This is a genomic window from Corynebacterium sp. H127 (assembly GCF_037482665.1).
GTDB lineage: Bacteria > Actinomycetota > Actinomycetes > Mycobacteriales > Mycobacteriaceae > Corynebacterium.
This window is the reverse complement of the sequence record NZ_JBBHKY010000011.1, coordinates 58,885-83,280: the sequence shown is the minus strand read 5'-3', so window position 1 is coordinate 83,280 and position 24,396 is coordinate 58,885. Positions and strand designations below refer to the sequence as shown.

The window sequence follows — 24,396 nt, the reverse complement described above, 5'->3', positions numbered from 1 at the left end:
ACTGCCGAGCATGTCCAGTTTGTGCAAGATGAGCTCAATGACACTCCGCGAATCGTGCTGGGTGGGTGCACTCCTCGTGAGATACTGATGAAAACACTCAATGGTGCATTCACAGCTTGACACCGCCCAGGATGTCACCGGTTTTCACTAACCCTGAGCACGGAAGTTCGGCATTTGAAGTTCTACAAGTAGCCGCCGAACATGCAAAAAGACCGGAGCCCACCTCGGGGATTTCCGGCCTTTTCAAGAACTTAAACTGCTAGCCCAGCGGGTTGGTGCCCGCCAAGAACCACCACATGAGGACTGCACCAGCGATACCGATGATGACCCAGATCCACGAGGAAGCCAGTGGGCGACGAGCCCAGCTGCGGGAGACGTCGAGGGAAACTTTGCCGGGGCCGGTGAATTGCAAGCCAAGTGCGAGCACAGCAAGCAGGATCGGCAGGAGGAGTTCCGGTGCTGGATTGAGCAGGTTGAGTGCTTCGGATTGCGCGATGGCGTGGACGGCGTTGAAGCCAGTGACCGCAGTGGCTACCGCTGCGGCTACCGGGGTAAGCAGGCCTACCAGCAGGAAAACGCCTGCGATAAGCTCCATGGTTGGCACCATTAGCGACAACAGTTCCGGCATCGCGTAGGTACCGTACTCGCTCTTGAGCTCGTTGAGGCCTGGGGCGCCGCCGAGCTGGAAGAAAGTGCGCAGCGCGGACAGGAGCAAAACGGCACCAACCACTACGCGGATAATCATCAGGCCGAGGTCGATGGTGCCGCGGCGACCGTCGCCGTGGCGGTTATCGATAACTGTCTCGTCCTCGCTGTACGTACCGACGGCCGGAGCTGCGTATGTGTCATCAGGTAGCGGCGCAGCCATGGTTTGCGGCTGGTAGTTGTTAGTAGGCGCGGAAAACTCCGCGGTCGGCTCGGGCTCACTGCTTACGCGGTAAAGATTACTGGTAGCTTCGGGCTCGTTCTTCATCTCTGCCTCGCTCGTTGTAGTTGTTGGCTTGTCAGTAGCATCCGGCTCGATGTTTTTCGGCGCGGTCCTACCAAAACGCTGATAGAACTTACCCATCGAACCAGTGTCCGAAGATTCATCCGCCTTGTAGGTGGGTACGTCCTCAAGGCCGTCTAGCTCGTTTGGCTGTGCTCGATCTGGCGTTGGTTGGTTGCTCATGCACCAAGATTAAGTCAGAAGATCTGCTTACGTGCCCACAAACACGGCAATTTCTGGAGTCGATTGGGTAACGGCAGGGTTGACTCCAAAGGAAAGCCCCCATATGGTTGACACATCATCATTGAGGAGTGGAGGCGAACATGTGCGAAGACTGGGCAGGGGATCCACAGAACGCGTCCCCGGATGGCGAATTCATCCGCGACACCAATTACATTGAAGATCGAATTGTGGCGGGCAGCAGCGAGGTCACGAGGCAACCCGACGGCACCTATCATTGGCCAGTTGCAGCGGGCCGGTATCGACTCATGGCGGCCCGCGCATGCCCGTGGGCACACCGCACGATCATCACTCGGCGCCTGCTCGGCCTCGAGAAGGCGATCTCACTATCGCTCGCCGCACCGACCCATGACATCCGCTCCTGGAACTACGAGCTCTACGCAGACGGGGCCGACCCCGTGTTAGGTATCCGCCGTCTGCAAGAAGCCTATTTTCGGCGCTTTCCCGACTACCCGCGCGGCATCACCGTACCCGCCCTGGTAGATATCCCCACTGGCAAGGTAGTGACTAACAACTATCCCCAGATCACGCTGGATTTCGGCTCCGAATGGCGCGAGTTCCACCGCGAGGGCGCGCCAGATCTCTACCCAGCACAGCTGCGGGAGGAGATTGACGCGATAAACCGGCGAATTTTCACAGAAGTAAACAACGGTGTCTACCGCTGTGGCTTCGCGGGCAGTCAGGAGCATTACGATGCCGCCTACCAGCGCCTATTCAACGCACTCGACTGGTTGGAGGAGCGGCTAGCAACGCGCCGATACTTAGTCGGCGGGCACATCACCGAGGCCGATGTGCGCCTGTTCCCCACCCTAGTGCGCTTTGACGTTTGTTATTACTCGCACTTCAAGTGCAGTCGCAATCGAATCAAGGATATGCCCAACCTCTGGGGCTATCTGCGCGACCTCTTCCAAACTCCCGGCTTCGGCGACACCACCGATTTAGCGCAGGTCAAGCAGCACTATTTCATCACGCACGCCGAGATCAACCCGACCCGCATCGTGCCCCAGGGGCCCGACATGAGTGATTTACTCTCCCCACATGGGCGCGCGGAGCTGGGTGGGGAACCATTTACGGCAGGAGCAACCCCACCCGGCCCAGTCCCTACAGACGAGCAAGTCCCGCCGCTGCTTTAGCGCAAGTACTTGGCGGCGGCCGCCACCACCGAGTTAGTGAGGTCTTGGAGCATGGCGGACTGCAGTCGCCAGTGCTGCCAATAGAGCGGGACGTCGACGACACTGTCGTCGAGAAGCACCAGCTCACCGGAGTCCAAAAGTTCCTGACCTTGAATCTCCGAGACGAATGCCCAGCCCAGGCCGGTGCGCGCCGCCTCCAAAAATGCTTCCGAAGACGGGATTTGGGATACTCGGCGCTCGCGCGGACGTTCGGGAAGTCGGCCCCGCCAGTCATTTTCCTGCAGCGCGTCGTTAGGCCCATAACGCAGGACCGGCATTTCGGCCCAGTCGATACCCGAATCAGTAGTGTAGGCGGCCTTGAGCTGGGGAGCAGCGACCGCGCGATAACGCATAACACCCAGGTCGCGCACATCACAACCAGCGACCGGATTCGGTTCCGTCGTGACAGCACCCAAACAATCACCGCGGCGCAGCAGGGTCAACGAGTGCGCCTCATCTTCGATGCGCAGTTGTAGCGTGACATGATTCCACCCTGCGACTTCCGCAAACACCGAACTGAACCACGTGGCCAGCGAGTCCGCGTTAATTGCCACCGATAGCGGTACCCGCGCGATGCTCCGCTCGAGCGCAACATCCGTTTCTGCCTGCAGTAGTGCCATCCGTCGCGCCGCCTGGGCCAGGATTTCGCCAGCATCTGTGGCCGCGACGGGACTAGTGCGTCGAATAAGAACTCGCCCCATGTCCGACTCCAAGGCCTTAATACGCTGACTCACCGCACTGGGAGTGATGTGGAGCGCATCTGCGGCACCTTCAAAGCTGCCTTCGTCCAGCACTGCGAGCAGCGTGGATAGGTGGTTTTGGTTCATGAAGCAATTCTAACCTAGCTTAACGGAAACACGATAAAGAAACGCTCTCCAAGGATCACCCAATGTAAGCGCCATTCAACTAGGATCAAAACCGTTAATTTTGCTTAAGTGATGATATTGGAGAGAATAAAGGCCATGAGCATCTTCTTGAGTGGCGTATTGATCGGACTATCCCTCATTGTGGCGATCGGCCCCCAAAACGCACTCATTATTAAACAGGGCATCAAACGCGAGCACGTGGTACCCGTCATCGGCGTGTGCCTACTCTCCGATGTCATCCTCATCCTGGGTGGCACGATTGGCGTCGGCAAGCTCATCGATAGCGCCCCCGAGTTCCTCACCGCCCTGAAGTGGCTCGGCGTCGTCTATCTGAGTTGGTTCGCCTTCACCTGTTTCCGCGACGCAACTCACCCCGCCACCAGCACCGTCGTAGCGGAGGTGGCGCCAGAACCGGCCAGCTTATCGACGTCCGCAGTGCTCACCCGCACCGCCACCCGCAACAAGCCCACGACAACGTGGCACAAACCAGTCCTCGCAGCTTTGGCTTTCACCTGGCTCAACCCAGCAGCCTATATAGATGCCCTCATCATGCTCGGCGGAATCGCCAATCAACACGGCGATGTGATGCGCTGGTATTTCTCGGCCGGCGCACTACTGGCAAGTGCGATTTGGTTCCCTACCATCGGATTCCTGGCTATCAAAGGTGCCGGTGCACTACAAAAGCCACACATCTGGCGAATCCTCAATGCTGTCATCGGCATCATTATGGTGTACATGGCGCTGCGGCTAGCCCTGCACTAGCAACAGTCGGCGCAGCAAAAAGCTCGCTGCCCATCCCCCTCTCATTTGGGATGGACAGCGAGCTTTAATCAGCTGTTAAGCAGCTCCTAGGCAGCAAACTTGCGGCGAGCAGCGAAGCCGCCAGCAGCGATCAGAGCCAGCAGCACGCCTGCGAGCAGCTGAGCAGCAGTATTATCGCCAGTCTCAGCCAGCACGCCACGCTTTTGTGGGCCTACACCCTTCACTTCGCCGGTTGGAGCAGGGCCACCATTAGCGACGCCTCGAACGTCACCCTTTGCGCCACCTTCTATGTCACCCTTCGGAGCCTCTGGCTTAGCAGAAGAACCCTTAGCAGCAGCGCTGGAGCCTTCAGTGGAAGTATCCGAAGATCCGCTAGAGCCGGCAGTGGAGCCAAGGTTCGCGCCGCCCTCAGAGGAAAGGATGCCACCGAAGGACAGCAGAGCAAGGGTCAGGCCGGTGAAGCCCAAGATGGTACGCGCATCCAGGTTGGCGGACGATCCCGTCTCATTCTCACGAGTAGTGGTGGTTGGCTTTGCGGAAGAGCCAGTCTCTAGCGCGCCTTCAATGCTGGTGGACAGATCCTGCGGCAGCGTAGCACCGGTGGAACCTGCAGTCACATTGCCGTTGATGTTCGCATCGGCAGCCTTGGTGTCAGTCGTTGGCTTCTTGGTGGTATCGCTAGCACCAGAGGATAGCAATGAAGCGGCAGCGCCAGCCTTCTCGGTGGAACCGGCGTTAGCCACTGCGTTGTCAGTGTCCTTTTCGCTGGCGGTCTCCCCCTCAGCCTTAGCGGCAAGTTCCGCGTCGGCCTTGATCTTCAGCTCGACCAGCTTCATGAGGTCGCCTGCCTGGATAGCCAGGTTGATCTCAGCTTTCAGCCCCTCGGACAGTTTGTTGTAGTTTTCCAGGGAACCAGCGATCCCCTCGATCGAGTAAGAGGAACCGTAGCTTGCCGACTGCGCAGCAGCTGCAGGCATCACTGCGAGAGACATGGCACCAGCAACGGCGAGTGCGGTAACGGAAGTCGCAAAACGCTTCATAGTAATCCTTCGTATAAAAATTAGGGCCATCACTGGCGTGCCACAATGTCGCCCCAGCCATGCGTGAGCCGGTCACTCACTTAAGCAATATCATTGCGCACTTCAGCAACTTTGGAAACTTAAACCACTCTAGTCACTTACGTCACTTTCGTACCATTATCCACAATTGCCTGCTTATGGCATGTTTTTAAGGGCTGCCACCTACCCTAATGTAGGGGTAATTCCCATAAAGAAAATAGACTCCACTAGGGAAATTCCCAGTGAAGTCTACGAAAAAGCTATAACCGGATTTCTGGCAGCGGTGGCAGCGGCGGCGGAGGAGGAAGCACCGGTGGCGGTGGCAGCGGTGGCAACTCCGGTGGCGGTGGCAATGGCGGCAAGGCCGGTGGTGGCGGCGCCGGTGCAGGCGCGGGCGCGGGTGCGGGAGCAGGTGCCGGTACCGCTGGCGCCATTGGAGCCCGGGGTTGCGGCACAACACTCGACGTTGGAGTCGGTGTCGCTTCAGTTGTCGGCGTTGCTGTTGGGGTCGGCGTCTCGGTTTCCGTCGCAGGTGGCGTTGATAAGCCCGCCTCTTCCCCGCCAGTTATCCCCTCAAGCTGCCAACCAACAACAGCGTTCTTCACCGAGCTAGCAAGGGGGTTGGGTGGCTGAATACAGCTAATCGTGAGCAGTCGGCCCGGCATAGCCGCCGTTCCCCAGATCTCATCTTGTCCACTGAGCGTGTCCTTGCTCGGCGCATGGAAATCGGTTGCCCGATACACCAACCAGCGCTCCCCCGAGTTGGCGGTGCGCACGAACAGCTTCGCGCCTTCACTAATCGTGTGGCGGTCTTCCTTGCCGTCATAGAGGTTATTGAACACCGCCGGAACCCCAGCACCCGTATGCCCGGCGATTACGACGATGTCCTGAGAATTCGTACCTGGCAGCGTGTAGGGCCGATCATCAGCGGTATAAACGCAGGCGTTTCCCATGGATTCCGGATCGATGGCGCCATTTTTGACCCGGCAGGAATGCTCATCCACATTGGCCCGGATCCCCACATCGGGGATGACGATCTCGAGCGCCTGGCTCGGATCAATGCGCGGCAGATCCTGAGTCTGCACTGTCCCCGCGGTCACCGCCGCGGGCATCTCTGCCTCGCGTGAACACCCAGCTGCGAACATCAAAGACGCACACAGGGCCGCCGCCACGACCGCCTGTTTTCCCATCGCCAGTGACCTTTCTTCAAACGCTATATTTTGGGAATATTAACACCGCTTATCGACGCCCCGGTTGCGCCACACTCATCCCACTGGCGCAAACACCAAAACCCCGCCACTCAAGGAGCGACGAGGTCAGGTTTAACTAGCAGAACTAGACAGTCTTGCGACGCAGGATGAAGGCAGCACAACCTGCAATCGTCACAGCGAGCATAGCCAGGATGGCCATGGAGCCAGACTCCGAGCCGGTCTGGGCAAGCACGCCACGCTGCTGGGTAGCAGGAGCAGCTGGCTTAACGCCCTTCTGTGGTGCGTTAGGGTCAATGCCCTTCTGTGGTGCGTTAGGGTCAATACCCTTCTGTGGTGCGTTAGGGTCAATGCCCTTCTCTGGCGCAGCTGGCACCTCTGGAGCTGGAGCAGGGGCCGGAGCCTCAGGGGCTGGCTGCTGCTGGTCAGAAGAAGCGCCGGAAGACAGCAGTGCGGAGGAACCCAGTACTGACAGGCCAACGCCTGCAGCACTCAGGGCATCCTCGGCAGAGGAACCTTCATCAGGAGTAGGAGCATCAGTTACGGACAAAATACATACGGTTTCGCCGGCAGCTGCATTCTGCGCCGCTACGAGGGCCTGAACCTGGGCCAAGTTCGCAGCTCGCTCCTCAATTGGAAGAGCATTGTGAGCTTCAACAGCAGCCAGCACAGCAGCCGAGCACTCGCCATTTTCAGTGTTTTGTGCAACCACTACCTGAGCAGTCTGAGCATATGCAGGGTTAGCACCGAGAGCCATTGCGCCAGCGATTGCAATGGCGGAAGCAGACTTTACAAAGCGCTTCATAGGATTTTCTCCTCTAGTTCAACGGTGCCGACTTGTTTCAGCACCTCTCCCAGAACCTAACGTGCCAAACCACTTCACAACACCGGTACAACGACCAACTAAGTCACAACCTCGCTATGGTAGCTTTTTTGCTACTAAGAACTTGCCAGCTGGCAGCCATTAATTTCACACACAAAAGCAAATATTACAAAACCGCAACAACACCTCGAAAGGGGGTGAATATTGTGACGTTTGATGTCAGTTAAACATACTCCAGCCACTCCAACCACAAGAAAACCACCCAACGCGGCGTGGGAGCCGTGCTGGATGGTTCTTTAGGACTAAGCTATTTGCACTTTTGTGCAATCAGCTTATTCACAGTCGCCGGATCAGCCTTACCTCGGGTGGCTTTCATAACCGCACCAACGATGGCGCCGCCAGCCTTCGCATTGCCGCCCTTAATCTTCTCAACGATGTCAGGGTTCGCAGCAAGTGCCTCATCAACAGCCTTTTCGATGGCACCATCATCCTGCATGACCTCTAGGCCACGCTTCGCGACGACCTCATCGACATCGCCTTCGCCGGCGAGCACGCCGTCGATAGCCTGTCGGCCCAGCTTATTGGTGAGCTTGCCGTCCTTAATGAGCGCAACAACCCGAGCCACCTGCGCTGGCGTGATCGAAAGCTGCTCGAGCTCCACCTCGGCTTCTTTGGCCTTTTGTGCAAGATAAGAGACCCACCAGGAACGTGCTTCGTCAGCGGTTGTGCCCGCCTCCACGGTGTCAATGATCAGCTCAAGGGCACCCGCATTCACCAAGTCACGCATCTCGGCGTCGGAAAGCTGCCATTCCTTCTGAATACGAGCCTTACGCACCCATGGCAGTTCGGGCAGCGTGGCACGAATTTCCTCGACCCATTCCCGTGGTGCAATGACCGGTGGCAGATCCGGGTCGTTGAAGTAGCGATAGTCCTCCGCGGTCTCCTTCACGCGGCCGGAGGTCGTGGTCCCATCAGTTTCCTGGTAGTGACGAGTTTCCTGAATGATCGCCTCGCCGTTCTCGATGGCTGCTGCCTGACGCTGCATCTCGAAGCGGACAGCCTGCTCCACAGACTTCAAAGAGTTGATGTTCTTGGTCTCCGTGCGGGTACCGAACTCAGTCGTGCCGACTGGGCGCAAGGAAAGGTTCGAGTCCACACGCATCGAGCCCTGGTCCATGCGGGCATCAGAAACGCCCAAGGCCTTCACCAGGTCTCTTAGCGCGGAAACATAAGCGCGAGCTACCTCTGGGGCGCGTGCCCCAGCTCCCTCGATTGGCTTGGTGACGATCTCAATCAGCGGCACACCAGCACGGTTGCAATCGACCAAGGAGGAGGTAGCGCCATGAATACGGCCACTGGTGCCACCGAGGTGCGTGAGCTTTCCGGTGTCTTCTTCCATGTGTGCACGTTCGATTTCAATGCGCCAGGTTTCGCCATCATCCAACACCACGTCGAGGTAACCGTCATAGGCGATTGGCTCGTCATACTGGGAGATCTGGTAGTTCTTCGGCTGGTCTGGGTAGAAATAGTTCTTGCGGGCAAACCGGGAAGACTCTGCGATGGAGCAGTTCAGGGCGAGGCCAATCTTGATGGCCCATTCGACGCCCTTTTCATTTACCACTGGCAGCGCGCCCGGCAGTCCCAGCGAAACCGGATCCACGTTCGTGTTGGGCTCCGCACCAAAGTATGCGGAGCTGCCGGAGAACATCTTGGTTTCCGTCGCCAATTCGACGTGAACTTCCATGCCCATTACCGGGTCGAACTTCTCTAGGACCTCGTCAAAGTCCATCAGATCATAAGCCACTGCAGTCATGCAGAACAGTCTACTAAGAACTCAGCAGCCGGGGCGCTTGGGGCTGCAACTAGCCGAACAAAGCGCGTGCAGTTTCATAACGCCGGAGCGGAACCTTCTTCAACGTGCCCACTGCTTCCTCGAGATCGATGAGTTCAATGTGCTCACCGTGCAACGCCACACACTTGCCACGCTCGCCACGGTGGGCAGCGCGTGCGGCCTGAACGCCATAGCGCGTTGCCAATACCCGGTCAAAGGCGGTTGGGGTGCCACCTCGCTGGATGTGCCCCAGCACGGTCGTGCGGACGTCGTGACCAAGACGCTGGTTAATTTCGTCGGCGATCACTTGGCCGATGCCGTTAAAGGTCTTATGCCCATACTGATCCTCAGAGCCCTCATCGAAGTCCATCGTGCCTTCTTCCGGCAGCGCGCCTTCTGCAACGACGATAATGCCGTATTTTTCGCCCATCTGGAAGCGACGCTCCATTTGCTTAGCAATCGCCTCGATGTTGAAGGGCACCTCGGGGATCACGATGTGGTGCGCACCGCCGGCCATTCCGGCATGCAGCGCAATCCAGCCGACGTGGCGCCCCATGACCTCCACGATCATCACGCGGTTGTGGGATTCTGCCGTGGTGTGGAGACGATCGATGGCGTCGGTAGCCACTGCAACTGCGGTGTCGAAACCAAAAGTGTAGTCGGTGCCGTTGACGTCATTATCGATGGTCTTTGGCACACCAATCACAGGGATACCATTGTCCGACAGCCACTTGGCGCCCTTGAGTGTGCCTTCACCACCGATGGCGATCAACGCGTCCACGCCGGCATCTTCTAGGTTGGCTTTGATGGTATCCAGGCCGGCCATGAACTTGTCCGGATGTAACCGACCGGTGCCCAGTATGGTGCCGCCACGCAGCAGAATCTTGTCGATGTTGGCGTCGTCATACAACTGAACTCGGCGATCTTCCATGAGTCCGACCCAGCCGTCTTCATAGCCCACAACTGTAGAGCCAAACTCCGAAGAAGCAGTACGGACAATGCCGCGGATAACCGCGTTGAGGCCGGGGCAGTCGCCACCAGAGGTAAGAGTCGCAATTCGCATGAGCCCCATAGTAGTCAGCTCCCCCGCCGCTGTCTGGTTGAGTCCCTTAAGCCTTAAAGCGGGACACGCTCACAAAACCAAGGCTCAGCACCACCATGGGGACAATCATCGCCAATCCCATGGCATTTGCCACACTAGTGTGCTGCACAAACACCTGCATAGCAGCACCGATAGCTGCCGAGCCCACCACTGCGCCAACTTGCCGCGAGGTGTTGTACACCCCAGAAGCAGCCCCCAGCAGGGCGACGTCCATGTCTCGCATCGTAGTGGCAGCGTTCGGCGACCATACACAAGCATTCCCCAGCCCCAGCAGGGCGGAACCCGCTAACATCCACCCCACTGGCACCGAATCCCGCATGATCAGCACCAGGCTCAGCATCGACGCGACCATCAACCCGAACCCCAGCATCGACAGCACGCGCGGGTGCAAACGATCCGCCAGCCGTCCCACGATTGGGGCGAAGAAACCCGAAAGCAAGGCCATCGGAACCAGCATCAGACCTGCCCGCTCGGCAGACATTCCCCTGCCCTGTTGGAGATACATCATGATCGGCAGCATCGTTCCAGCCACCGCAAATCCCATGGTGAAGATGGAGAACGCACCGTGTGAAAAGTTCGAGTTGCTAAACAGCTGCAGTGGCACCAGCGGATGAGCCGCACGAGATTGCAGCCACACGAAGCCGAGCAGCAGCAAAAGACCCAGCACCAGCCCGAGCAGCAGCCACCACGCCCAGCCGAAATTCGGCCCCTCTTGCAGGGAGAACACCACAAGGAACATCGCAGGGATGATGGTGAGGACACTGAGGACGTCGATACGCGAGGCGGTGGCGTGCAAGTCAGGCACCCAAGCAAGCACCATCGCTATGCACAACACGCCCACGGGAACATTGAGGAAGAAGATCCACTGCCAGCCGACGGTGCCGACGATCAGACCGCCCAATACCGGACCGATCAGCGAGGCCAGGCCTGCCACCGCTCCCCATACTCCCATGGCTGCGCCGCGTTTCTCGCGCGGAAACACCCGGTTGATCACGCTCATTGACTGCGGGGTAAGCAAGGAGGCCCCTAGGCCCTGCACCAACCGCGCTAGGATGAGCAGCTCGATGGATGGAGCGAGGCCACAGGCCAAGGAGCTCACCGTAAATACAGCCATGCCGGCGACGTAAAGGTTTCGCTGCCCGAAGCGATCCCCGAGTCGGCCAGTCACCAGCAACGGAACGGCGTAGGCCAGCAGATAGATTGAGGTCACCCAGACCACACCGCCCAGTCCTGTGCCCAGTTCCTCCTGCAGCGCCGGCGTCGCGACGGCCACAATCGTCTGATCCAGCAGGATCATGAAGAAGCCGGTGCACAACGCTGCCAACGCTTTCCAGGCGCCCCGCAGCTCGGATTGAGTCTGGTTCATTCGTACTACTCTGCAGGCACTGGATCCTCCAGCGCAACATAGCGTGGCAGCACCTGCAGTCCGCGCAGCAGCGCCCACCCGCCGGCGAGTACCCACAGCGCCGCGATAACCGCTGCTACCTGGTAAATGCTCGCACGCGCGAGGAAGAGGGTCGCCAGCGAGAGGCCGATGGGTGCGGCGAACAAATTGATCGCGCTAAACAGGGAGAATGCCCGGCCGCGCACGCTTTCCGCGATATTCTCCGTCACCAACACCATCTGCAGCGGGCCGATGAGGCCGATCGATAGACCTCCCAGCACCATCCCGATCAGCACGGCAGCGGTGTGCTGGAGAAATCCGAGTCCCAGGAACCCACCGGTGATCAACAGCATGCTGGTGGTCCAGAGCCGGCGTCGATAAGCAGCGCCGACCACCGCAACCAGGCCGCCGCCCGCAATCATCCCTACCGCATAGGCCGACAGAGAAATGCCCAGTAGCGCCGGCTGAGCGACCTTCTGGAAGTGTGCTGGCAGGAGCACGCTGAGATAGGGGCTGATCAGTGCCGTGGAGACAAACATCACCACCACCAGCAACCGGACTGGGGCGCTACCGAGCACAGCGCGCCAGGCGCGGACCCCACTGAGCTGATCTGCTGTGGGGTCCGCGGAGCGAGCGCGCAGGCGCAGCATGGCGGTAAGAGCGGCCGCAAGCAAGGAGCATGCGGCAGTGATCCATAGCACGGCCTCGATCGGCAACACTTGCATCAGAAAGCCCGCGACCGCCGGACCGAGCAAGAACATCACGCCCATGACGGATTGGTTCGCGCCGGAAATCTTCTCCACGCTCATCCCAGAAGTGACAGAAACGTCCCCTACCAGCGCTGCGCGCGCCGCCATGCCGGGAACATCGCCAACGGCACCGAGAATGCCGATGGCGATAAACCACCACAGATCAAGACCTAAGGATTGGTCCACCATAATCAAGGCGATGACGGAGAGTCCGCTAATGATGTCCGAAATGATGCTCATCCGCTGTCGGCCCACGCTGTCAATCAGGTGCCCTCCCAGCACGGCAACTGCAATAGCAGGCAGGGCTATACATGTAGCCACCAATCCGGCGGCGGCGGGGTCCCCGGTGCGTTCGAGCACCAGCCACGGCCACACGATATTGGCCACGGCGTTACCGAACATGGAGGTACCGGCACTCGCCAGGTAAATGGCCACAGCTTGGTTGCCCTTTGCGCTCACAAAAATGAGACTACATTGGGGGCCATGGAATTCAAGACGAAGGACGCAACAGATGTCAACACTGCATCGATTATCGCCACCGGACTCATCGGCGGCTGGATCACCGCCCGCGAAACCGGCATCCGGCCTCTCGGTGGCGTGGTGCTCGCGGCCGCTGGAATCTGGGCAGGCCGCTCCTGGCTCGCCAAGCAGGGGCCAGTAACCACCGCTGCACTCACCGCCACCTACCTTGGGGCTTTCGGGGCATCCCATCCCCTAGCAAAGAAGATCGGCGCCTGGCCCGCCGTCCTACTGGTGACGACGGTAGCCTCAGGCGCCGCGTGCGTGCTCTCTGATATCCGCTAGAAGGTAGCAGTATCGATGACGAAGCGGAACTGGACGTCGCCAGCGACCACGCGGTCATAAGCCTTATCGACGTCCTGCACCGCGATCTTCTCGATCACCGCGCCAAACCCATGCTCCGCACAGAAATCGAGCATTTCCTGGGTCTCCCGGATGCCACCGATGTTGGAGCCGGTGAGCACCTTGCTCCCCATGATCAGTGAACCGAAGCTCAGCGCTTGCTTCTCGGGAGGCAAGCCGACCACAGCCATCACGCCGCGTGGCTTGAGCAGTTTTAGATAAGCGTCGAGATCAATGTCAGCGCTAATCGTGTTCAGTATGAAGTCGAATTCGCCGCGGTGCTCCTGGAAGAAGCCCTCCTCGGTTGTGGCTAGAGTGCGCACCGCGCCGAGCTCCTTGGCCTTCTCGGCCTTCTTGAGGCTGCGGCTCAACACGGTCACTTCGGCGCCTTTTGCAGCGGCGATCTGCACGCCCATGTGGCCGAGGCCGCCGAGTCCCAAAACTGCCACCTGTTGCCCTGCTTCCACCTTCCAGGCGGCCAGCGGCGAATAGGTGGTAATGCCGGCGCACAGCAGTGGCGCGGCGACATCAAAGTCTAGTTCCTCCGGGATGCGGCATAGGAACCTCTCATTGACCACCACTTTCTGGGCATAGCCGCCCTGGGTGATGGTGCCATCGACGTCCTCGGAATTGTAGGTTCCCACGGCACCGTTTAGGCAGTTGTTCTCATAGCCTGCCTGGCATTGCTCGCACTTGCCACAGGAGTTGACCAGGCAGCCGACGCCAACCCGGTCGCCTACCTGCCACTTGCTAACCTTCTCGCCGACCTGGGACACCACGCCTGCGATCTCATGCCCCACAGTGAGCGGGAAGTGTGCCTCGCCCCACTCGTTGCGGATGGTATGGATATCGGAGTGGCAGATCCCGGCGGCTTTGATGTCGATCACGACGTCATCCTCGCGAGGATCACGGCGCTGAATCGTAGCTACCTGAAACGGCGCCTCAGGGCTGGTCTTCTGGAGGACTTTGGTCTCAATAGTCATGGGCGCCAGTGTAGGTTTTCACACTCCGAGCTGCATAAATGCATTTGTTTTCAATTGGCGTGTTGGCTTCAGCGCAAACACCGAACCACAAATGCCGAACTTCCCTGGTCATCGTTAATGAAAACGACTGACATCCAGGGAAGTTCGGCAAAAGGGGTTCACGCAAACCCCAAAACGCAACTACGCGCGCCCAGCCTCAAACGCTGCGCCAACTCGGTACAGACGGTCATCGGCAAAAGCTGGTGCCATGATCTGCAGGCCAGTCGGCAAACCAGTATCCGAAGCTAAACCGGCAGGCAGGGACATGCCACACAGTCCAGCGAGGTTCAGCGGCAGGGTACATAGGTCGAAGTTGTACATCGCCATCGGATCGGAGACCTTTTCGCCCAGTTTGAAGGCGGTGGTTGGCGTGGTTGGTGAAACCAGTACGTCGCACTTTTCGTAGGCCGCAGCAAAGTCCTGCGCAATCAGCGTACGCACGCGCTGTGCCTGGATGTAGTAGGCGTCGTAGTAACCCACAGAGAGCGCGTAGGTGCCCAGGATGATGCGGCGCTTAACCTCAGGACCAAAACCCTCCGCGCGGGAAAGTGCCATGACTTCGTCTGCGGAGCGGGTGCCGTCGTCGCCAACACGCAGGCCGTAACGCATGCCGTCGAAACGCGCGAGGTTTGAGGACACTTCGCACGGCAGGATCAGGTAGTAGGCGGCGAGGGCGTCGTCGAAGTGCGGGCAGTCCACTTCCACTACCTCTGCGCCCTGCTCTTGCAGCTGCTTGACGGCGGCGTGGAATTGCTCGAGCACGCCCGGCTGCCAGCCCTCACGGTCGAATTGCTTGACCACACCGATGCGTACGCCCTTGAGGTCGCCGTTAGCGCCTTCGCGGGCTGCTGCCGCCACAGGGGCGACTGCACGGTCAACGGAGGTGGCATCGAACTTGTCGTGGCCAGCGATGACCTCGTGCAATAGCGCGGTGTCAAGCACCGTACGGGCGGTGGGACCGGCCTGATCCAGGGAGGAGGCACAAGCTACTAGGCCGTAGCGAGACACGGTGCCGTAGGTCGGCTTTACACCAACGGTGTTGGTCAGTGCGGCTGGCTGGCGGATGGAGCCGCCAGTGTCGGTGCCGATGGCCAATGGAGCTTCGCCGGAGGCCAGCGCGGCGGAGGATCCACCACCGGAACCACCCGGGGTGCGCTCCAGATCCCACGGGTTCTTGGTGGGACCGTAAGCAGAGTTTTCGGTGGACGAGCCCATGGCGAATTCGTCCATGTTGGTCTTACCGAGGATCGGGATTCCCGCCTCGCGGATCTTACGAGTGACGGTAGCGTCATAAGGGCTGATGTAGCCATCGAGCATCTTGGAGGCACACGTGGTGGGCGCGTCGGTAGTGGTCAGCACGTCTTTTAGCGCCAGCGGCACACCAGCGAGTGCAGATTGCACCTCACCGGCTGCAATGCGCTTATCGACGTCCGCAGCCGCGGCCAACGCAGCATCTGCACCCACATGCAAGAACGCATGCAGTTCACCATCGACTGCCGAGATGCGATCCAGGTGTGCCTGGGTTACCTCAACCGAGGAGACCTCGCGGGAGTGGATCTTATCCGCGAGCTGTGCCGCGGTCATGGTGGTCAGCTCGGAGGATCCTTCGCCACCAACTAGGTATTTGCTCATGTTCTTTACTCCCCCAAAATCTGTGGCACGACGAATCGCTGCTCGGCTACGTCTGGCGCTTGGTCAAGGGCCTGCTCTGCAGTGAGCGTCTTTTCTACGACGTCGGCACGCATGGTGGTTTCGATGTCGTGTGGGTGGCTCATTGGCTGGACTCCCTCGGCAGCAACTTTGCCGACTGCACTGACGTTGGCGATGATGCCATCGATTTGAGCTGCGTACATGTCCAGCTCTTCATCACTCAGGGCGAGTCGAGAAAGTTTTGCCAGGTGAGCGACCTCTTCGCGCGAAATTTCAGGCACGAGCGTAACTCCATTCAATTGGGCTTTAGTACTGCATTAAACGCTACCCGAAAAGTGTAGCCGACCGGGGCTGCGGGCTACCCCAGAGGGCAACATGGAACATTTGATAAGTGACGAGCGTTATAGTTGTAAAGCTGTGTTATCTATCCGCGAAAGGCGGCATCAGAAATGTCCTACCTCATTCGTGTCATGATTCCTGACATGCCAGGTAGCCTCGGCAAGCTGGCTGATGCAATGGGAACCATGGGCGGCAATATCGAGTCCGTGGATGTCGTGGAGGCGAACGGTGACCTGGTCACCGATGACATCGTCGTTTCCCTGCCCGCAGGTACCCTCCCGGACAGCATCATCACCGCAGCCCAGGCAATTCCGGGCGTCCAGGTCGATTCGATTCGCCCCTTCTCTGGCCGGGTGGATCGACGTGGACAGATTGAGATGCTCGCGACGGTCTCGCAACACCAGCGCAAACGCAATCAGGCCATGGCAGACTTTGTGGACGTGCTGCCACGAACCATGACTTCCGGCTGGGCAATTGTGTTGGAAAACGCGGAGCGGATGTCCCGGATCGCGGCATCCAGCGCAGCACCAGAAGATGACGGCACCAACCCACCGCACGCTGACGTTGCTACTGCGCGCATCCTTCGCGAGGAGGAGGACTGGGTTCCCGAATCCTGGCGGATGCTCGATGCGTCGCTGTGCGCCGCGCCCATCGGAAAGACCGGCATGATGCTAGTAGTCGGTCGTCCCGGTGGCCCCGATTTCCTCGCCACTGAGGTTGAACAGGTCGGGATGCTGTGCAACATCGTAGGGTCGATCCTGAACTAGTCTGGGGAGCCGCTTTCCAGCAGCCGGGTGAATTCCGCCTCACTCAGGATTCTCAATCCTAGCTCGCGAGCCTTCGTTTCCTTGGAACCAGCGTTTTCCCCCACCACCACGAAGTCCGTTTTCTTGGACACCGAACCGGATGACTTCCCGCCACGACTGACGATGGCCTCTTTTGCGGAGTCTCGGGAGTAGTTGTCCAGCGCGCCGGTCACCACGATCGTGAGGCCGGCGAGTACCTGCTCCGGCAGCTCACTGATCTCGTCTGCCATGCTCACGCCCGCGGCCTCCCAGCGAGCGACGATGTTGCGATGCCAATCCAGCTCAAACCATTCCTGGAAGGACTGGGCGATGATCATCCCGACCCCCTCAGTGGTAGCCAGCTCCGCGACCGAAGCTGCGCGCAGATTCTCCATCGAGGTATAACGCTTGGCCAGGGCGCGCGCGGCAGTCGGACCCACGTGACGGATCGACAACGCAACGAGGACGCGCCACAGCTCCGTGTTCTTGGATTCCGCCAGGTTCTTCAGCAGCTTCTTTCCCGAGGCGTTCACCGCCCCAGCTTTGGTGGTGTACACGCTGGTCTTCTTCAGATCCTCCTCCGTGAGGTCGAAGAGGCCAGCTTCGTCGATAAGCACGCCGGAGCGGATCAGGTCGTGAGCCCCTTTCTCCCCCAGCGCCTCAATGTCAAAGGCACCGCGGCCTGCCAAGTACGTCAACCGCGCCCCGAGCTGGCCCGGGCAGGATTGAGTGTTGGGGCAGCGCCAGTCGGCGTCCCCTTCCTTGCTCGGCGCGAGCACCGCGTCACACTCGGGGCAGGTGCTTGGGAAGACGTACTCGGTCTCCGTGCCGTCCCGCTTCTCGACAATCGGCCCCAGCACCTCAGGAATGATTTCACCCGCTTTGCGGATCACCACCGTATCTCCGATCAGCACTCCCTTGCGTTTAACCTCGCTCGGATTATGCAGCGTGGCCATGGAGACCGTCGAACCAGCCACCAGAACCGGATCCATCACCGCAAAGGGAGTGACCCGACCGGTGCGACCGACACCGACCTGAATATCGAGCAACTTGGTGGTGACTTCCTCCGGCGGGTATTTGTAGGCAATTGCCCAGCGGGGCGCGCGGGCGGTAGCGCCGAGTGCGCGTTGAGAGGCCAGATCATCGACTTTGACGACCAACCCATCCATTTCATGGCTCGCGTCGTGCCGGTGCTCCGCCCAGTACTTCACTTTCTTCAGCACCTCGGCTGGAGAACTCACTGCCTCGGTGTAGTCAGATACCGGCAGCCCCCAGGCTTTAAGAGCAACGTAGGCGTCGTGCTGGCTCTCTGGGGTGAAGCCTTCGAGGGCGCCGATACCGTGACAGATCATGCGCAAGCGGCGCTTCTTCACATCTGCGGGATTCTTTTGGCGCAGGGAGCCGGCGGCCGCATTGCGAGGGTTGGCGAAGGGCTTGCCGCCTTCTTCAATGCGCTGCGCGTTCACATCCGAGAAGTCCGCCACAGCGATGAATACTTCGCCGCGCACCTCTAGGAGGTCAGGGATGGGATATTCCGATGTTTCAGTGAGTTGCGCCGGAATGTCCTCGATAACGCGGGCATTTTCCGTTACGTCTTCGCCGACTCTGCCGTCGCCACGCGTTGCGGCGCGCTCGAAGCGGCCCGCACGGTAGACGAGGTCGATGGAGAGGCCGTCGATTTTCAGCTCGGTGAGATAACGCTTGGCCGGGGTGCGCGCGAGCCAATCGGAGAGCTCGGCTTCGTCAAAAACGTTATCCAGGCTCATCATCCGCTCGAGATGCGCCACGTTTGCGAAGCTGCTACTCGCTGCGGCCGGGGCGCCTACCTCCATGGTTGGGGATTCTGGCACCGCCAGCTCAGGGTGCGCAGCCTCTAGTTGTTGCAGCTGCTGGAAGAGGGCGTCGAAGTCGGCGTCGGGAATTGCGGGCGTGTCGTTGTAGTACAGGTCGCGGTGCCGACGCACCTCGCCTGCAAGTTCGTCCCAGCGCCGCCGCAGTTCCGCATTATTCTCAGTCACGGCTGTCTATGATACTTCCGCTTCGAACGCTTGGGGGCACCCCATGTCCGGTGGCAACGTCTAAAGTCAACATCATGAACTCCTTTAGTCCACAGCGCATGCTCTCCTTTGACTTGGAAACCACCGCAGCCAACCCTTTCGAGGCGCGCATCGTGACCTCGGCTTTGGTCCGAATTGAGGGGAAAGAGGTCACCGCGCAGGAACACCTGGCGGATCCGGGCGTGGAAATTCCTGAGGGCGCGCAGCGCGTGCACGGCATCACCACGGAACACGCCCGCGAACATGGTCGACCTCACGAGGATGTACTCAGCGACACCATCGCTGCGATCGAGCAGGGTTGGTCGGATGGGCTGACGCTGATCGTTTTCAACGCTTCCTATGACCTCACCGTCTTGGGACAGCTACGTCCCGGTTTTGTGGTTAGCGGTCCCGTTTATGATCCTTATGTCATCGACAAAGTGAAGGACCCCTACCGCCGGGGCAAGCGCACCCTCACCGATTTGTGCCAGCTTTACGACGTCAAATTGGGCAACGCACACGAGGCCACCTCCGATGCGCTCGCAGCTGCTCGCATCGCGTGGAAACAGGTTCACCAGTGGCCTGAGCTTGGCACTCTGCCTTGGGAGGAACTCATGGAGTTCCAGGCCGTGGGCTATTACAAGGCTCAAGACAGCTTCAAACGCTATCTGGAAGGCAAGGGTGAGGACGCCAGTTCGGTGAACCTCTCCTGGCCCATGCAAAGCTAATCACCCACGTTCCAATTGATTAGCTTTACCTTTCCGTGCAGGCCAGTCCATATCATAACCTATTCCTATCCTGATTAAACACACCCAAAGGGTGAAACTCTTGCCGGGCCATGGGAAGGCGGGCATAATGGCTATCAAGTTCGAAGCACACACTTCGACTGGCACACAAAACACTAATCCAGGAGGATTTCACATGGCACTGATGACCATTGGCGATAAGTTCCCAGAGTTCAAGCTCACCGCACTCAAGGGTGGCGACCTCCACGAGGTCAACGCCGCACAGCCTGAGGATTACTTCGAAGAGGTTTCCCTCGATTCCTACCCCGGCAAGTGGAAGGTAATCTTCTTCTACCCGAAGGACTTCACCTTCGTGTGCCCAACCGAGATCGCTGCCTTTGGCAAGCTGGACGAAGAGTTCCAGGACCGCGACACCCAGGTCCTCGGCGGCTCCATCGATAACGAGTTCGCACACTTCAACTGGCGCGCAACCCACCCAGAACTCAAGACCGTTCCGTTCCCAATGTTCTCCGACATCAAGCACGAGCTCATCAAGGAACTCGGCGTCGAGAATGCCAACGGCGTTGCAGACCGCGCGACCTACATCGTTGACCCAGACGGCATCATCCAGTTTGTCTCCGTGACCCCAGATGCAGTCGGCCGCAACGTAGACGAGGTCCTCCGCGTCCTCGACGCACTGCAGTCCGAAGAGGTTTGCGCTTGCAACTGGCAGGCAAACGACCCAACCAAGAACATCGACAAGTTCGCCGAAGTACAGGAAGCCCTGAAGTAAGGTCTTCCCTTCTACCCCGCCTGCCCACCCGTTGGCGGCGGGGTTCACTTTTACCTAAAAGGAGTCAAATATGTCTATCGATAACCTGAAGAACGCCCTGCCCGAGTACGCCAAGGACCAGAAGCTGAACATCGGTTCCCTTGCCCGTTCCACCGAGCTGAACGAAGAACAGCTCTGGGGCGCACTCGTTGCGGCAGCTGCTGCAACCAAAAACGAGACCGTGATCTCCGAGATCGTCGATGAGGCCAAGGGACACCTGTCCGAAGCAGCCCTCGAGTCCGCTTTCGGCGCCGCTACCGTCATGGCAATGAACAATGTTGCGTACCGCTCCCGCCACATGCTGGGTGAGGATTACACCAACGTCAAAATGGGCCTGCGCATGAACATCATCTCCAACCCAGGCGTGGAGAAGGCCAACTTCGAACTGTGGTCCATCACCGTGTCCGCAATGAACGGCTGCGAGGCCTGCCTCGTTTCCCACGCCGAGACCGTGAAGGCTGAAGGCCTCACCAAGGAGCAGGTCTGGGAGGCCGTCAAGATCGGCGCCGTTGTCAACGCAGTGGCACAGGCAATCCAGATCCAGGACGCTCGCTAAGCACGGCCCTTACAGCTGAACCGCGTCACACTAGCTCCCCATTAGTTGGACTGAGAAATCAGAGTCTAACTGGTGGGGAGTTTTCTATGACCCGAGACCAAGGATTGGGACACCCCGCACACCAACTAAAGGTCCCCTGCATCGCGCGTCAGCATCTCCGACACCACCCGCGCAAAGCGCAGCGCAGCACCGGCATCAGCCAAGGTCAGCTTCTCGACGCCCACCGGATACACATCCACGTCAGCCAATAACTCGCGAGACAATGCGAGCTCATCCCACAGCCGTGCCAGTTCCACAGCCACTCCGCGTGGCCTTTCCCCCAGCTCATCGACGCGGGCCGGCGCGATGCCGAGTCCCACGCGCACCCCGTCGGAAACCATCATCCCGAAGCCGTCGAGGTTAGCCGAGCCAGAAATCAAGGTGCGATCCACTAGAATTTGCGGTGCGCGCAGCTGCCAGAGCGGATCTGAGAGCTGCAGGATGTCACAGTCAAGCAGCTCTGGCTCAGGCACGGCTGGGATAGTTTCCCACTGGGTGATGCCCGTTACTCCCCCAGAAGTAACCGCACCCAACAGTGGTTCGTCTGCCTGAACTAGCACCTCAGCACGGAAACGATTCCGTACGTCCGCGACGTGGTCCGCCAATCCGTGTGCCAACCCTTCGCGAATATCCCGCATCGCACCACGATCGGTTATCGCACGGTGCCCGTTAGGTAGCTCGAGCACCGCTCCAAGGGTCCATGGCCCCACCACCTGAACCTTCACGGTGTCAATCGAGGAGCCCCAAACCTCTTCACACGTATCTAGATCTGCTTCTAGCCGGTCCCACACGCGACGCGTTACCAGTTGCGGTCGGTTGACCAAGCGCCAGGAACGGGGACTTACGTCCACGTTGAACGGCAGCACACCGCAGGTGCGCCCAACCGCATCAGACCCGACCCCGCGCTGCGGCAATTGCGGGATAGCCAGCACCGAGCATTCACCAGCGATCACCTCCGCCGCTTCGCGCATGGAGGTGCCGGGCAGTGGACCTAGTGCGAAGTGCATGAGATTGTTCCCGATCCGAGCACAATGTCTCCGTCCGAGTCCGGCAGATACAGCACGGCTGCCTGTCCGCGCGCGACTCCTTGGAGTGGTTGATGCAGGGTGAGTTGCATGGAATCGGCGTCGATAAGCGCGGTGCATGGGACGACTTCCCCGTGCGCACGCACTTGAACCTGGCACTCGATCTCACCCGTCATCGCTGGGTGCAGCCTTTTAAGCCGGTCTGCGGTGATGCCCGTTACCGAAAGGTCCGCGCGCGAACCGACGGTCACTTCCCCGGTGGCGGCGTTGATGTCGGTGACATAGCGCGGTTTACCATCGGCAGCGGGCTGTTTGATGTCGAGGCCCTTGCGCTGGCCGATGGTGAACTCGTGGATGCCTTGGTGCTCTTTCAGCACATTGCCATCCAAATCCTTCACGAGTCCCGGGCGCATGCCGATGTGTTTGCCCAGGAAGGCCTGGGTGTTGCCATCGGGGATGAAGCAGATGTCGTAGGAATCCGGCTTCTTTGCCACCGAGAACCCGTGCCGAGCGGCTTCCTCCCTAATCAATGGCTTAGGGGTATCCCCAACCGGGAACATACAGTGGTCGAGCTCGTCGCGGGTGAGCACGCCGAGCACATAGGACTGGTCCTTTTGAGGGTCGTCGCCGCGGCGCAGGTGTCCGTCGATGATCTTGGCGTAGTGGCCGGTGGCGACGGCATCGAAGCCTAGTGCACGTGCGCGCTCTAGCAGTGCGCGGAACTTGATCTTCTCGTTGCAGCGCAGGCAGGGATTCGGGGTTTCGCCGGCTTCGTAAGACTGGACAAAGTCATCGATCACGTCTTCTTTAAAGCGGTCCGAAAAGTCCCATACATAAAACGGGATACCGAGCTTGTCACACACTCGGCGTGCATCGGCTGAATCCTCCAGTGAACAGCAGCCACGGGAGGATTCGCGCACTGCCTGCGGGTCGCGGGAGAGCGCCAGGTGCACGCCGACGACGTCGTGTCCAGCCTCCACCGCACGTGCAGCCGCCACTGCGCTATCGACGCCACCACTCATTGCTGCTAAAACTCGCATCGTTTCCCCTTTCAGGGCTCACAGCTTAGTCGCTGATTCCTCGCATGCTAAATGGACGGTCAGCGAGGTTCTCACTCGGGATCTGTAACTCTCCTAGCGCCGGCACGCTGCGCAGCCGGTGAGCGATTCCTCCTTGCTCTCCCTTCGTCATCTACCCACCACGGCACGCCACCGAACATATCCATGTGTCTTCGGATCTTGTTGTCATCGTTGCGCCTGTGATAATCCCGGCAGAGGAATCCTAGGTTTTCGATGGAGGTCGCTCCACCTCGATTCCAAGCGGTTACATGGTTTGCTTCACATCGACTGGCCGGAACGTCACAGCCTGGGTGGTGGCAGACGAGGTCTCGGGCAATCAAGCTCACCCTTTGGTGGAAGTTGGCGCATCGCTGTGCAGTGACAAGCGTTTTGATCGCTCCGTTGCGCTCGTGCACCACGATATAGTCGGTTATTCGATCGTCGCGCAGCATGTCAATATCGAAAAGGTTGAGATCAATGCCGGCATTTGTGGCGAACTTGGCGCGCCAGTCGAAGCCGTCGCCTTCAGTGATCGATACGACCAACGAAGCGTGCCCTGTAGCAATGCGACGATCCGAGGACACCCACTTCACCACCATGTCAAAGGCATCAAAGCTGCGCTGCGCAACTGTGCGGTGTTCCGCTTTCCCATTGTCATCTGCGCGATACGCCTGATCCAGCAGCGCCTGCAACAGCGCAGCTGTCGCTGCGGGCGCATAGCCGTTGAACAGGCATCCGCCATGTTCGTCTTGTTGGCGCATCGCGAAGCGCCGTTGGCGATGCGCCTCTCCAGGATCACACGCGAGCGCTTCATTTTCATCACGCACCAGCTGCTTGACATATTTGTATGTTGCTTGAGGTGTGGACTCCAACGCCGCTGCAGCACCCAGGTCATCGATCTCCTGCCTACGAGGCGAGCTGCCAGAAAGCTTCTCCAAGGCCGACAGGATGAGATCTTGATGCTCGACCGAAACACCTTCCGACCATAAATAGGAAGCCCTAAGCTCAAGCCTCCGCGCTGTGGGCCGGGATAGTCCGGCATCGACAAGCTCGTAGACTTCCCGGCCACGCGCCATCTCGGTTTCTAGGCGGGCGATTGATTCCTTTAGCGCTAAGAGTTCGCCAAAAGAATCGAAGCCTGTGCCGTCGATAAGCTCGCGCTCAATAGCTTTGTTAGCTGTAGCAATCATTTCCCCACCCCCGTAGTTCTACTCCCATTATAGCAGAACAAAAGTAGAACACAATAGCTAATTAGAACTAAACGCCAACGGACGCAAGCACGGAA

The 24,396-nt window shown here is 59.2% G+C and carries 23 protein-coding genes and 1 pseudogene; 8 read left to right on the top strand and 16 right to left on the bottom strand.

All coding sequences use genetic code 11. From position 1 onward, the window contains the following. Nucleotides 1–120: pseudogene (locus WG936_RS11000) on the top strand (IS30 family transposase); the annotation flags it as partial. A 139-nt stretch (nt 121–259) separates the two neighbouring features. Here the strand turns inward: WG936_RS11000 and WG936_RS10995 are convergent. Next, nucleotides 260–1,171 carry a DoxX family protein gene (locus WG936_RS10995; RefSeq protein ID WP_339572934.1) on the bottom strand — a complete coding sequence of 304 codons (912 nt, stop codon included), beginning with the start codon at nt 1,169–1,171 and terminating at the stop codon, nt 260–262. A 140-nt stretch (nt 1,172–1,311) separates the two neighbouring features. On the opposite strand from WG936_RS10995, the gene WG936_RS10990 reads away from it, so the two are divergent. Beyond that, complete coding sequence (locus tag WG936_RS10990; RefSeq protein WP_339564503.1) at nt 1,312–2,361, top strand: glutathione S-transferase family protein; 1,050 nt, start codon at nt 1,312–1,314, stop codon at nt 2,359–2,361. Here the strand turns inward: WG936_RS10990 and WG936_RS10985 are convergent. Continuing rightward, the gene (locus WG936_RS10985) at nt 2,358–3,227 is read right to left on the bottom strand and encodes a LysR family transcriptional regulator ArgP (protein WP_339572933.1); all 870 of its coding nucleotides are present in this window, start codon (nt 3,225–3,227) and stop codon (nt 2,358–2,360) included. The genes WG936_RS10990 and WG936_RS10985 overlap by 4 nt on opposite strands. A 135-nt stretch (nt 3,228–3,362) precedes the next feature. Here WG936_RS10985 and WG936_RS10980 point away from each other — a divergent pair, with 135 nt between their 5' ends. Then, entirely contained in the window at nt 3,363–4,028 is a 666-nt protein-coding gene (locus WG936_RS10980; RefSeq protein ID WP_339572932.1) for a LysE/ArgO family amino acid transporter, read from the top strand. Between the two features lie 86 nt (nt 4,029–4,114). Here WG936_RS10980 and WG936_RS10975 read toward each other — a convergent pair whose 3' ends face one another. From WG936_RS10975 to WG936_RS10945, 7 genes are all read right to left on the bottom strand, one after another. Continuing rightward, on the bottom strand, nt 4,115–5,068 hold the full coding sequence (locus WG936_RS10975) for an LPXTG cell wall anchor domain-containing protein (RefSeq protein ID WP_339564500.1): 954 nt from the start codon (nt 5,066–5,068) through the stop codon (nt 4,115–4,117). A 278-nt stretch (nt 5,069–5,346) separates the two neighbouring features. Next, nucleotides 5,347–6,276 (bottom strand): hypothetical protein, encoded by a 930-nt coding sequence (locus WG936_RS10970; RefSeq protein ID WP_339572931.1) that lies wholly within the window; start codon nt 6,274–6,276, stop codon nt 5,347–5,349. Nucleotides 6,277–6,421: 145 nt separating this feature from the next. Then, nucleotides 6,422–7,099 carry an LPXTG cell wall anchor domain-containing protein gene (locus WG936_RS10965; RefSeq protein WP_339572930.1) on the bottom strand — a complete coding sequence of 226 codons (678 nt, stop codon included), beginning with the start codon at nt 7,097–7,099 and terminating at the stop codon, nt 6,422–6,424. A 325-nt stretch (nt 7,100–7,424) separates the two neighbouring features. Beyond that, nucleotides 7,425–8,930 carry an Asp-tRNA(Asn)/Glu-tRNA(Gln) amidotransferase subunit GatB gene (gatB, locus tag WG936_RS10960; protein WP_339572929.1) on the bottom strand — a complete coding sequence of 502 codons (1,506 nt, stop codon included), beginning with the start codon at nt 8,928–8,930 and terminating at the stop codon, nt 7,425–7,427. 49 nt (nt 8,931–8,979) lie between these two features. After that, nucleotides 8,980–10,011 carry a 6-phosphofructokinase gene (locus WG936_RS10955; RefSeq protein ID WP_339564496.1) on the bottom strand — a complete coding sequence of 344 codons (1,032 nt, stop codon included), beginning with the start codon at nt 10,009–10,011 and terminating at the stop codon, nt 8,980–8,982. Nucleotides 10,012–10,057: 46 nt separating this feature from the next. After that, nucleotides 10,058–11,416 carry a DHA2 family efflux MFS transporter permease subunit gene (locus tag WG936_RS10950; RefSeq protein WP_339572928.1) on the bottom strand — a complete coding sequence of 453 codons (1,359 nt, stop codon included), beginning with the start codon at nt 11,414–11,416 and terminating at the stop codon, nt 10,058–10,060. A gap of 5 nt (nt 11,417–11,421) precedes the next feature. Beyond that, entirely contained in the window at nt 11,422–12,642 is a 1,221-nt protein-coding gene (locus WG936_RS10945) for an MFS transporter (protein WP_339572927.1), read from the bottom strand. Between the two features lie 24 nt (nt 12,643–12,666). On the opposite strand from WG936_RS10945, the gene WG936_RS10940 reads away from it, so the two are divergent. Continuing rightward, nucleotides 12,667–12,987 (top strand): hypothetical protein, encoded by a 321-nt coding sequence (locus WG936_RS10940; RefSeq protein WP_339564493.1) that lies wholly within the window; start codon nt 12,667–12,669, stop codon nt 12,985–12,987. Here the strand turns inward: WG936_RS10940 and WG936_RS10935 are convergent. The 3 genes from WG936_RS10935 to gatC form a co-directional block, all read right to left on the bottom strand. Continuing rightward, nucleotides 12,984–14,027 carry an NAD(P)-dependent alcohol dehydrogenase gene (locus WG936_RS10935; RefSeq protein WP_339572926.1) on the bottom strand — a complete coding sequence of 348 codons (1,044 nt, stop codon included), beginning with the start codon at nt 14,025–14,027 and terminating at the stop codon, nt 12,984–12,986. The two genes, WG936_RS10940 and WG936_RS10935, sit on opposite strands and share 4 nt — an antisense overlap. A gap of 180 nt (nt 14,028–14,207) precedes the next feature. Further along, a complete protein-coding gene (gene gatA, locus WG936_RS10930; RefSeq protein WP_339572925.1) occupies nt 14,208–15,698 on the bottom strand; it encodes an Asp-tRNA(Asn)/Glu-tRNA(Gln) amidotransferase subunit GatA in 1,491 nt (496 codons plus the stop codon). A 5-nt stretch (nt 15,699–15,703) separates the two neighbouring features. Next, a complete protein-coding gene (gene gatC / locus WG936_RS10925; RefSeq protein WP_339564490.1) occupies nt 15,704–15,997 on the bottom strand; it encodes an Asp-tRNA(Asn)/Glu-tRNA(Gln) amidotransferase subunit GatC in 294 nt (97 codons plus the stop codon). A gap of 168 nt (nt 15,998–16,165) precedes the next feature. Between gatC and WG936_RS10920 the strand changes: the two genes are divergently transcribed. Further along, nucleotides 16,166–16,822 (top strand): amino acid-binding ACT domain protein, encoded by a 657-nt coding sequence (locus WG936_RS10920; RefSeq protein ID WP_339572924.1) that lies wholly within the window; start codon nt 16,166–16,168, stop codon nt 16,820–16,822. Here the strand turns inward: WG936_RS10920 and ligA are convergent. Continuing rightward, on the bottom strand, nt 16,819–18,858 hold the full coding sequence (ligA, locus tag WG936_RS10915) for an NAD-dependent DNA ligase LigA (protein WP_339572923.1): 2,040 nt from the start codon (nt 18,856–18,858) through the stop codon (nt 16,819–16,821). The two genes, WG936_RS10920 and ligA, sit on opposite strands and share 4 nt — an antisense overlap. Nucleotides 18,859–18,932: 74 nt before the next feature. Between ligA and WG936_RS10910 the strand changes: the two genes are divergently transcribed. The 3 genes from WG936_RS10910 to WG936_RS10900 all read left to right on the top strand — a co-directional run bounded on the left by WG936_RS10910 (nt 18,933) and on the right by WG936_RS10900 (nt 20,989). Continuing rightward, complete coding sequence (locus WG936_RS10910; protein ID WP_339564487.1) at nt 18,933–19,604, top strand: 3'-5' exonuclease; 672 nt, start codon at nt 18,933–18,935, stop codon at nt 19,602–19,604. A 193-nt stretch (nt 19,605–19,797) separates the two neighbouring features. Beyond that, the gene (locus WG936_RS10905) at nt 19,798–20,394 is read left to right on the top strand and encodes a peroxiredoxin (RefSeq protein WP_339564486.1); all 597 of its coding nucleotides are present in this window, start codon (nt 19,798–19,800) and stop codon (nt 20,392–20,394) included. Nucleotides 20,395–20,464: 70 nt separating this feature from the next. After that, nucleotides 20,465–20,989, top strand: coding sequence for a carboxymuconolactone decarboxylase family protein (locus WG936_RS10900; RefSeq protein WP_339564485.1), 525 nt, complete (start codon nt 20,465–20,467; stop codon nt 20,987–20,989). 125 nt (nt 20,990–21,114) lie between these two features. Here the strand turns inward: WG936_RS10900 and WG936_RS10895 are convergent, their stop codons facing one another. The 3 genes from WG936_RS10895 to WG936_RS10885 form a co-directional block, all read right to left on the bottom strand. Next, complete coding sequence (locus WG936_RS10895; protein ID WP_339564484.1) at nt 21,115–22,035, bottom strand: methionine synthase; 921 nt, start codon at nt 22,033–22,035, stop codon at nt 21,115–21,117. Beyond that, complete coding sequence (gene mnmA, locus WG936_RS10890) at nt 22,020–23,093, bottom strand: tRNA 2-thiouridine(34) synthase MnmA (protein WP_339564483.1); 1,074 nt, start codon at nt 23,091–23,093, stop codon at nt 22,020–22,022. Before mnmA ends, WG936_RS10895 begins: the two co-directional genes overlap by 16 nt. Nucleotides 23,094–23,164: 71 nt before the next feature. After that, nucleotides 23,165–24,301, bottom strand: a complete 1,137-nt coding sequence (locus tag WG936_RS10885) for an HNH endonuclease signature motif containing protein (RefSeq protein ID WP_339572922.1) — start codon at nt 24,299–24,301, stop codon at nt 23,165–23,167. Between the last annotated feature and the right edge of the window lie 95 nt (nt 24,302–24,396).

What these genes read in the sequence shown, in the direction of transcription:
- WG936_RS10905 (WP_339564486.1), top strand. Translation starts at nt 19,798, where the DNA reads ATGGCACTGATGACCATTGGCGATAAGTTCCCAGAGTTCAAGCTCACC.
- WG936_RS10885 (WP_339572922.1), bottom strand. Translation starts at nt 24,301, where the DNA reads ATGATTGCTACAGCTAACAAAGCTATTGAGCGCGAGCTTATCGACGGC.
- WG936_RS10940 (WP_339564493.1), top strand. Translation starts at nt 12,667, where the DNA reads ATGGAATTCAAGACGAAGGACGCAACAGATGTCAACACTGCATCGATT.
- WG936_RS10995 (WP_339572934.1), bottom strand. Translation starts at nt 1,171, where the DNA reads ATGAGCAACCAACCAACGCCAGATCGAGCACAGCCAAACGAGCTAGAC.
- gatB (WP_339572929.1), bottom strand. Translation starts at nt 8,930, where the DNA reads ATGACTGCAGTGGCTTATGATCTGATGGACTTTGACGAGGTCCTAGAG.
- WG936_RS10990 (WP_339564503.1), top strand. Translation starts at nt 1,312, where the DNA reads ATGTGCGAAGACTGGGCAGGGGATCCACAGAACGCGTCCCCGGATGGC.
- WG936_RS10965 (WP_339572930.1), bottom strand. Translation starts at nt 7,099, where the DNA reads ATGAAGCGCTTTGTAAAGTCTGCTTCCGCCATTGCAATCGCTGGCGCA.
- WG936_RS10920 (WP_339572924.1), top strand. Translation starts at nt 16,166, where the DNA reads ATGTCCTACCTCATTCGTGTCATGATTCCTGACATGCCAGGTAGCCTC.
- WG936_RS10950 (WP_339572928.1), bottom strand. Translation starts at nt 11,416, where the DNA reads ATGAACCAGACTCAATCCGAGCTGCGGGGCGCCTGGAAAGCGTTGGCA.
- WG936_RS10910 (WP_339564487.1), top strand. Translation starts at nt 18,933, where the DNA reads ATGAACTCCTTTAGTCCACAGCGCATGCTCTCCTTTGACTTGGAAACC.
- WG936_RS10935 (WP_339572926.1), bottom strand. Translation starts at nt 14,027, where the DNA reads ATGACTATTGAGACCAAAGTCCTCCAGAAGACCAGCCCTGAGGCGCCG.
- gatA (WP_339572925.1), bottom strand. Translation starts at nt 15,698, where the DNA reads ATGAGCAAATACCTAGTTGGTGGCGAAGGATCCTCCGAGCTGACCACC.
- WG936_RS10895 (WP_339564484.1), bottom strand. Translation starts at nt 22,035, where the DNA reads ATGCACTTCGCACTAGGTCCACTGCCCGGCACCTCCATGCGCGAAGCG.
- WG936_RS10980 (WP_339572932.1), top strand. Translation starts at nt 3,363, where the DNA reads ATGAGCATCTTCTTGAGTGGCGTATTGATCGGACTATCCCTCATTGTG.
- WG936_RS10900 (WP_339564485.1), top strand. Translation starts at nt 20,465, where the DNA reads ATGTCTATCGATAACCTGAAGAACGCCCTGCCCGAGTACGCCAAGGAC.
- WG936_RS10970 (WP_339572931.1), bottom strand. Translation starts at nt 6,276, where the DNA reads ATGGGAAAACAGGCGGTCGTGGCGGCGGCCCTGTGTGCGTCTTTGATG.
- WG936_RS10975 (WP_339564500.1), bottom strand. Translation starts at nt 5,068, where the DNA reads ATGAAGCGTTTTGCGACTTCCGTTACCGCACTCGCCGTTGCTGGTGCC.
- WG936_RS10985 (WP_339572933.1), bottom strand. Translation starts at nt 3,227, where the DNA reads ATGAACCAAAACCACCTATCCACGCTGCTCGCAGTGCTGGACGAAGGC.
- WG936_RS10955 (WP_339564496.1), bottom strand. Translation starts at nt 10,011, where the DNA reads ATGCGAATTGCGACTCTTACCTCTGGTGGCGACTGCCCCGGCCTCAAC.
- mnmA (WP_339564483.1), bottom strand. Translation starts at nt 23,093, where the DNA reads ATGCGAGTTTTAGCAGCAATGAGTGGTGGCGTCGATAGCGCAGTGGCG.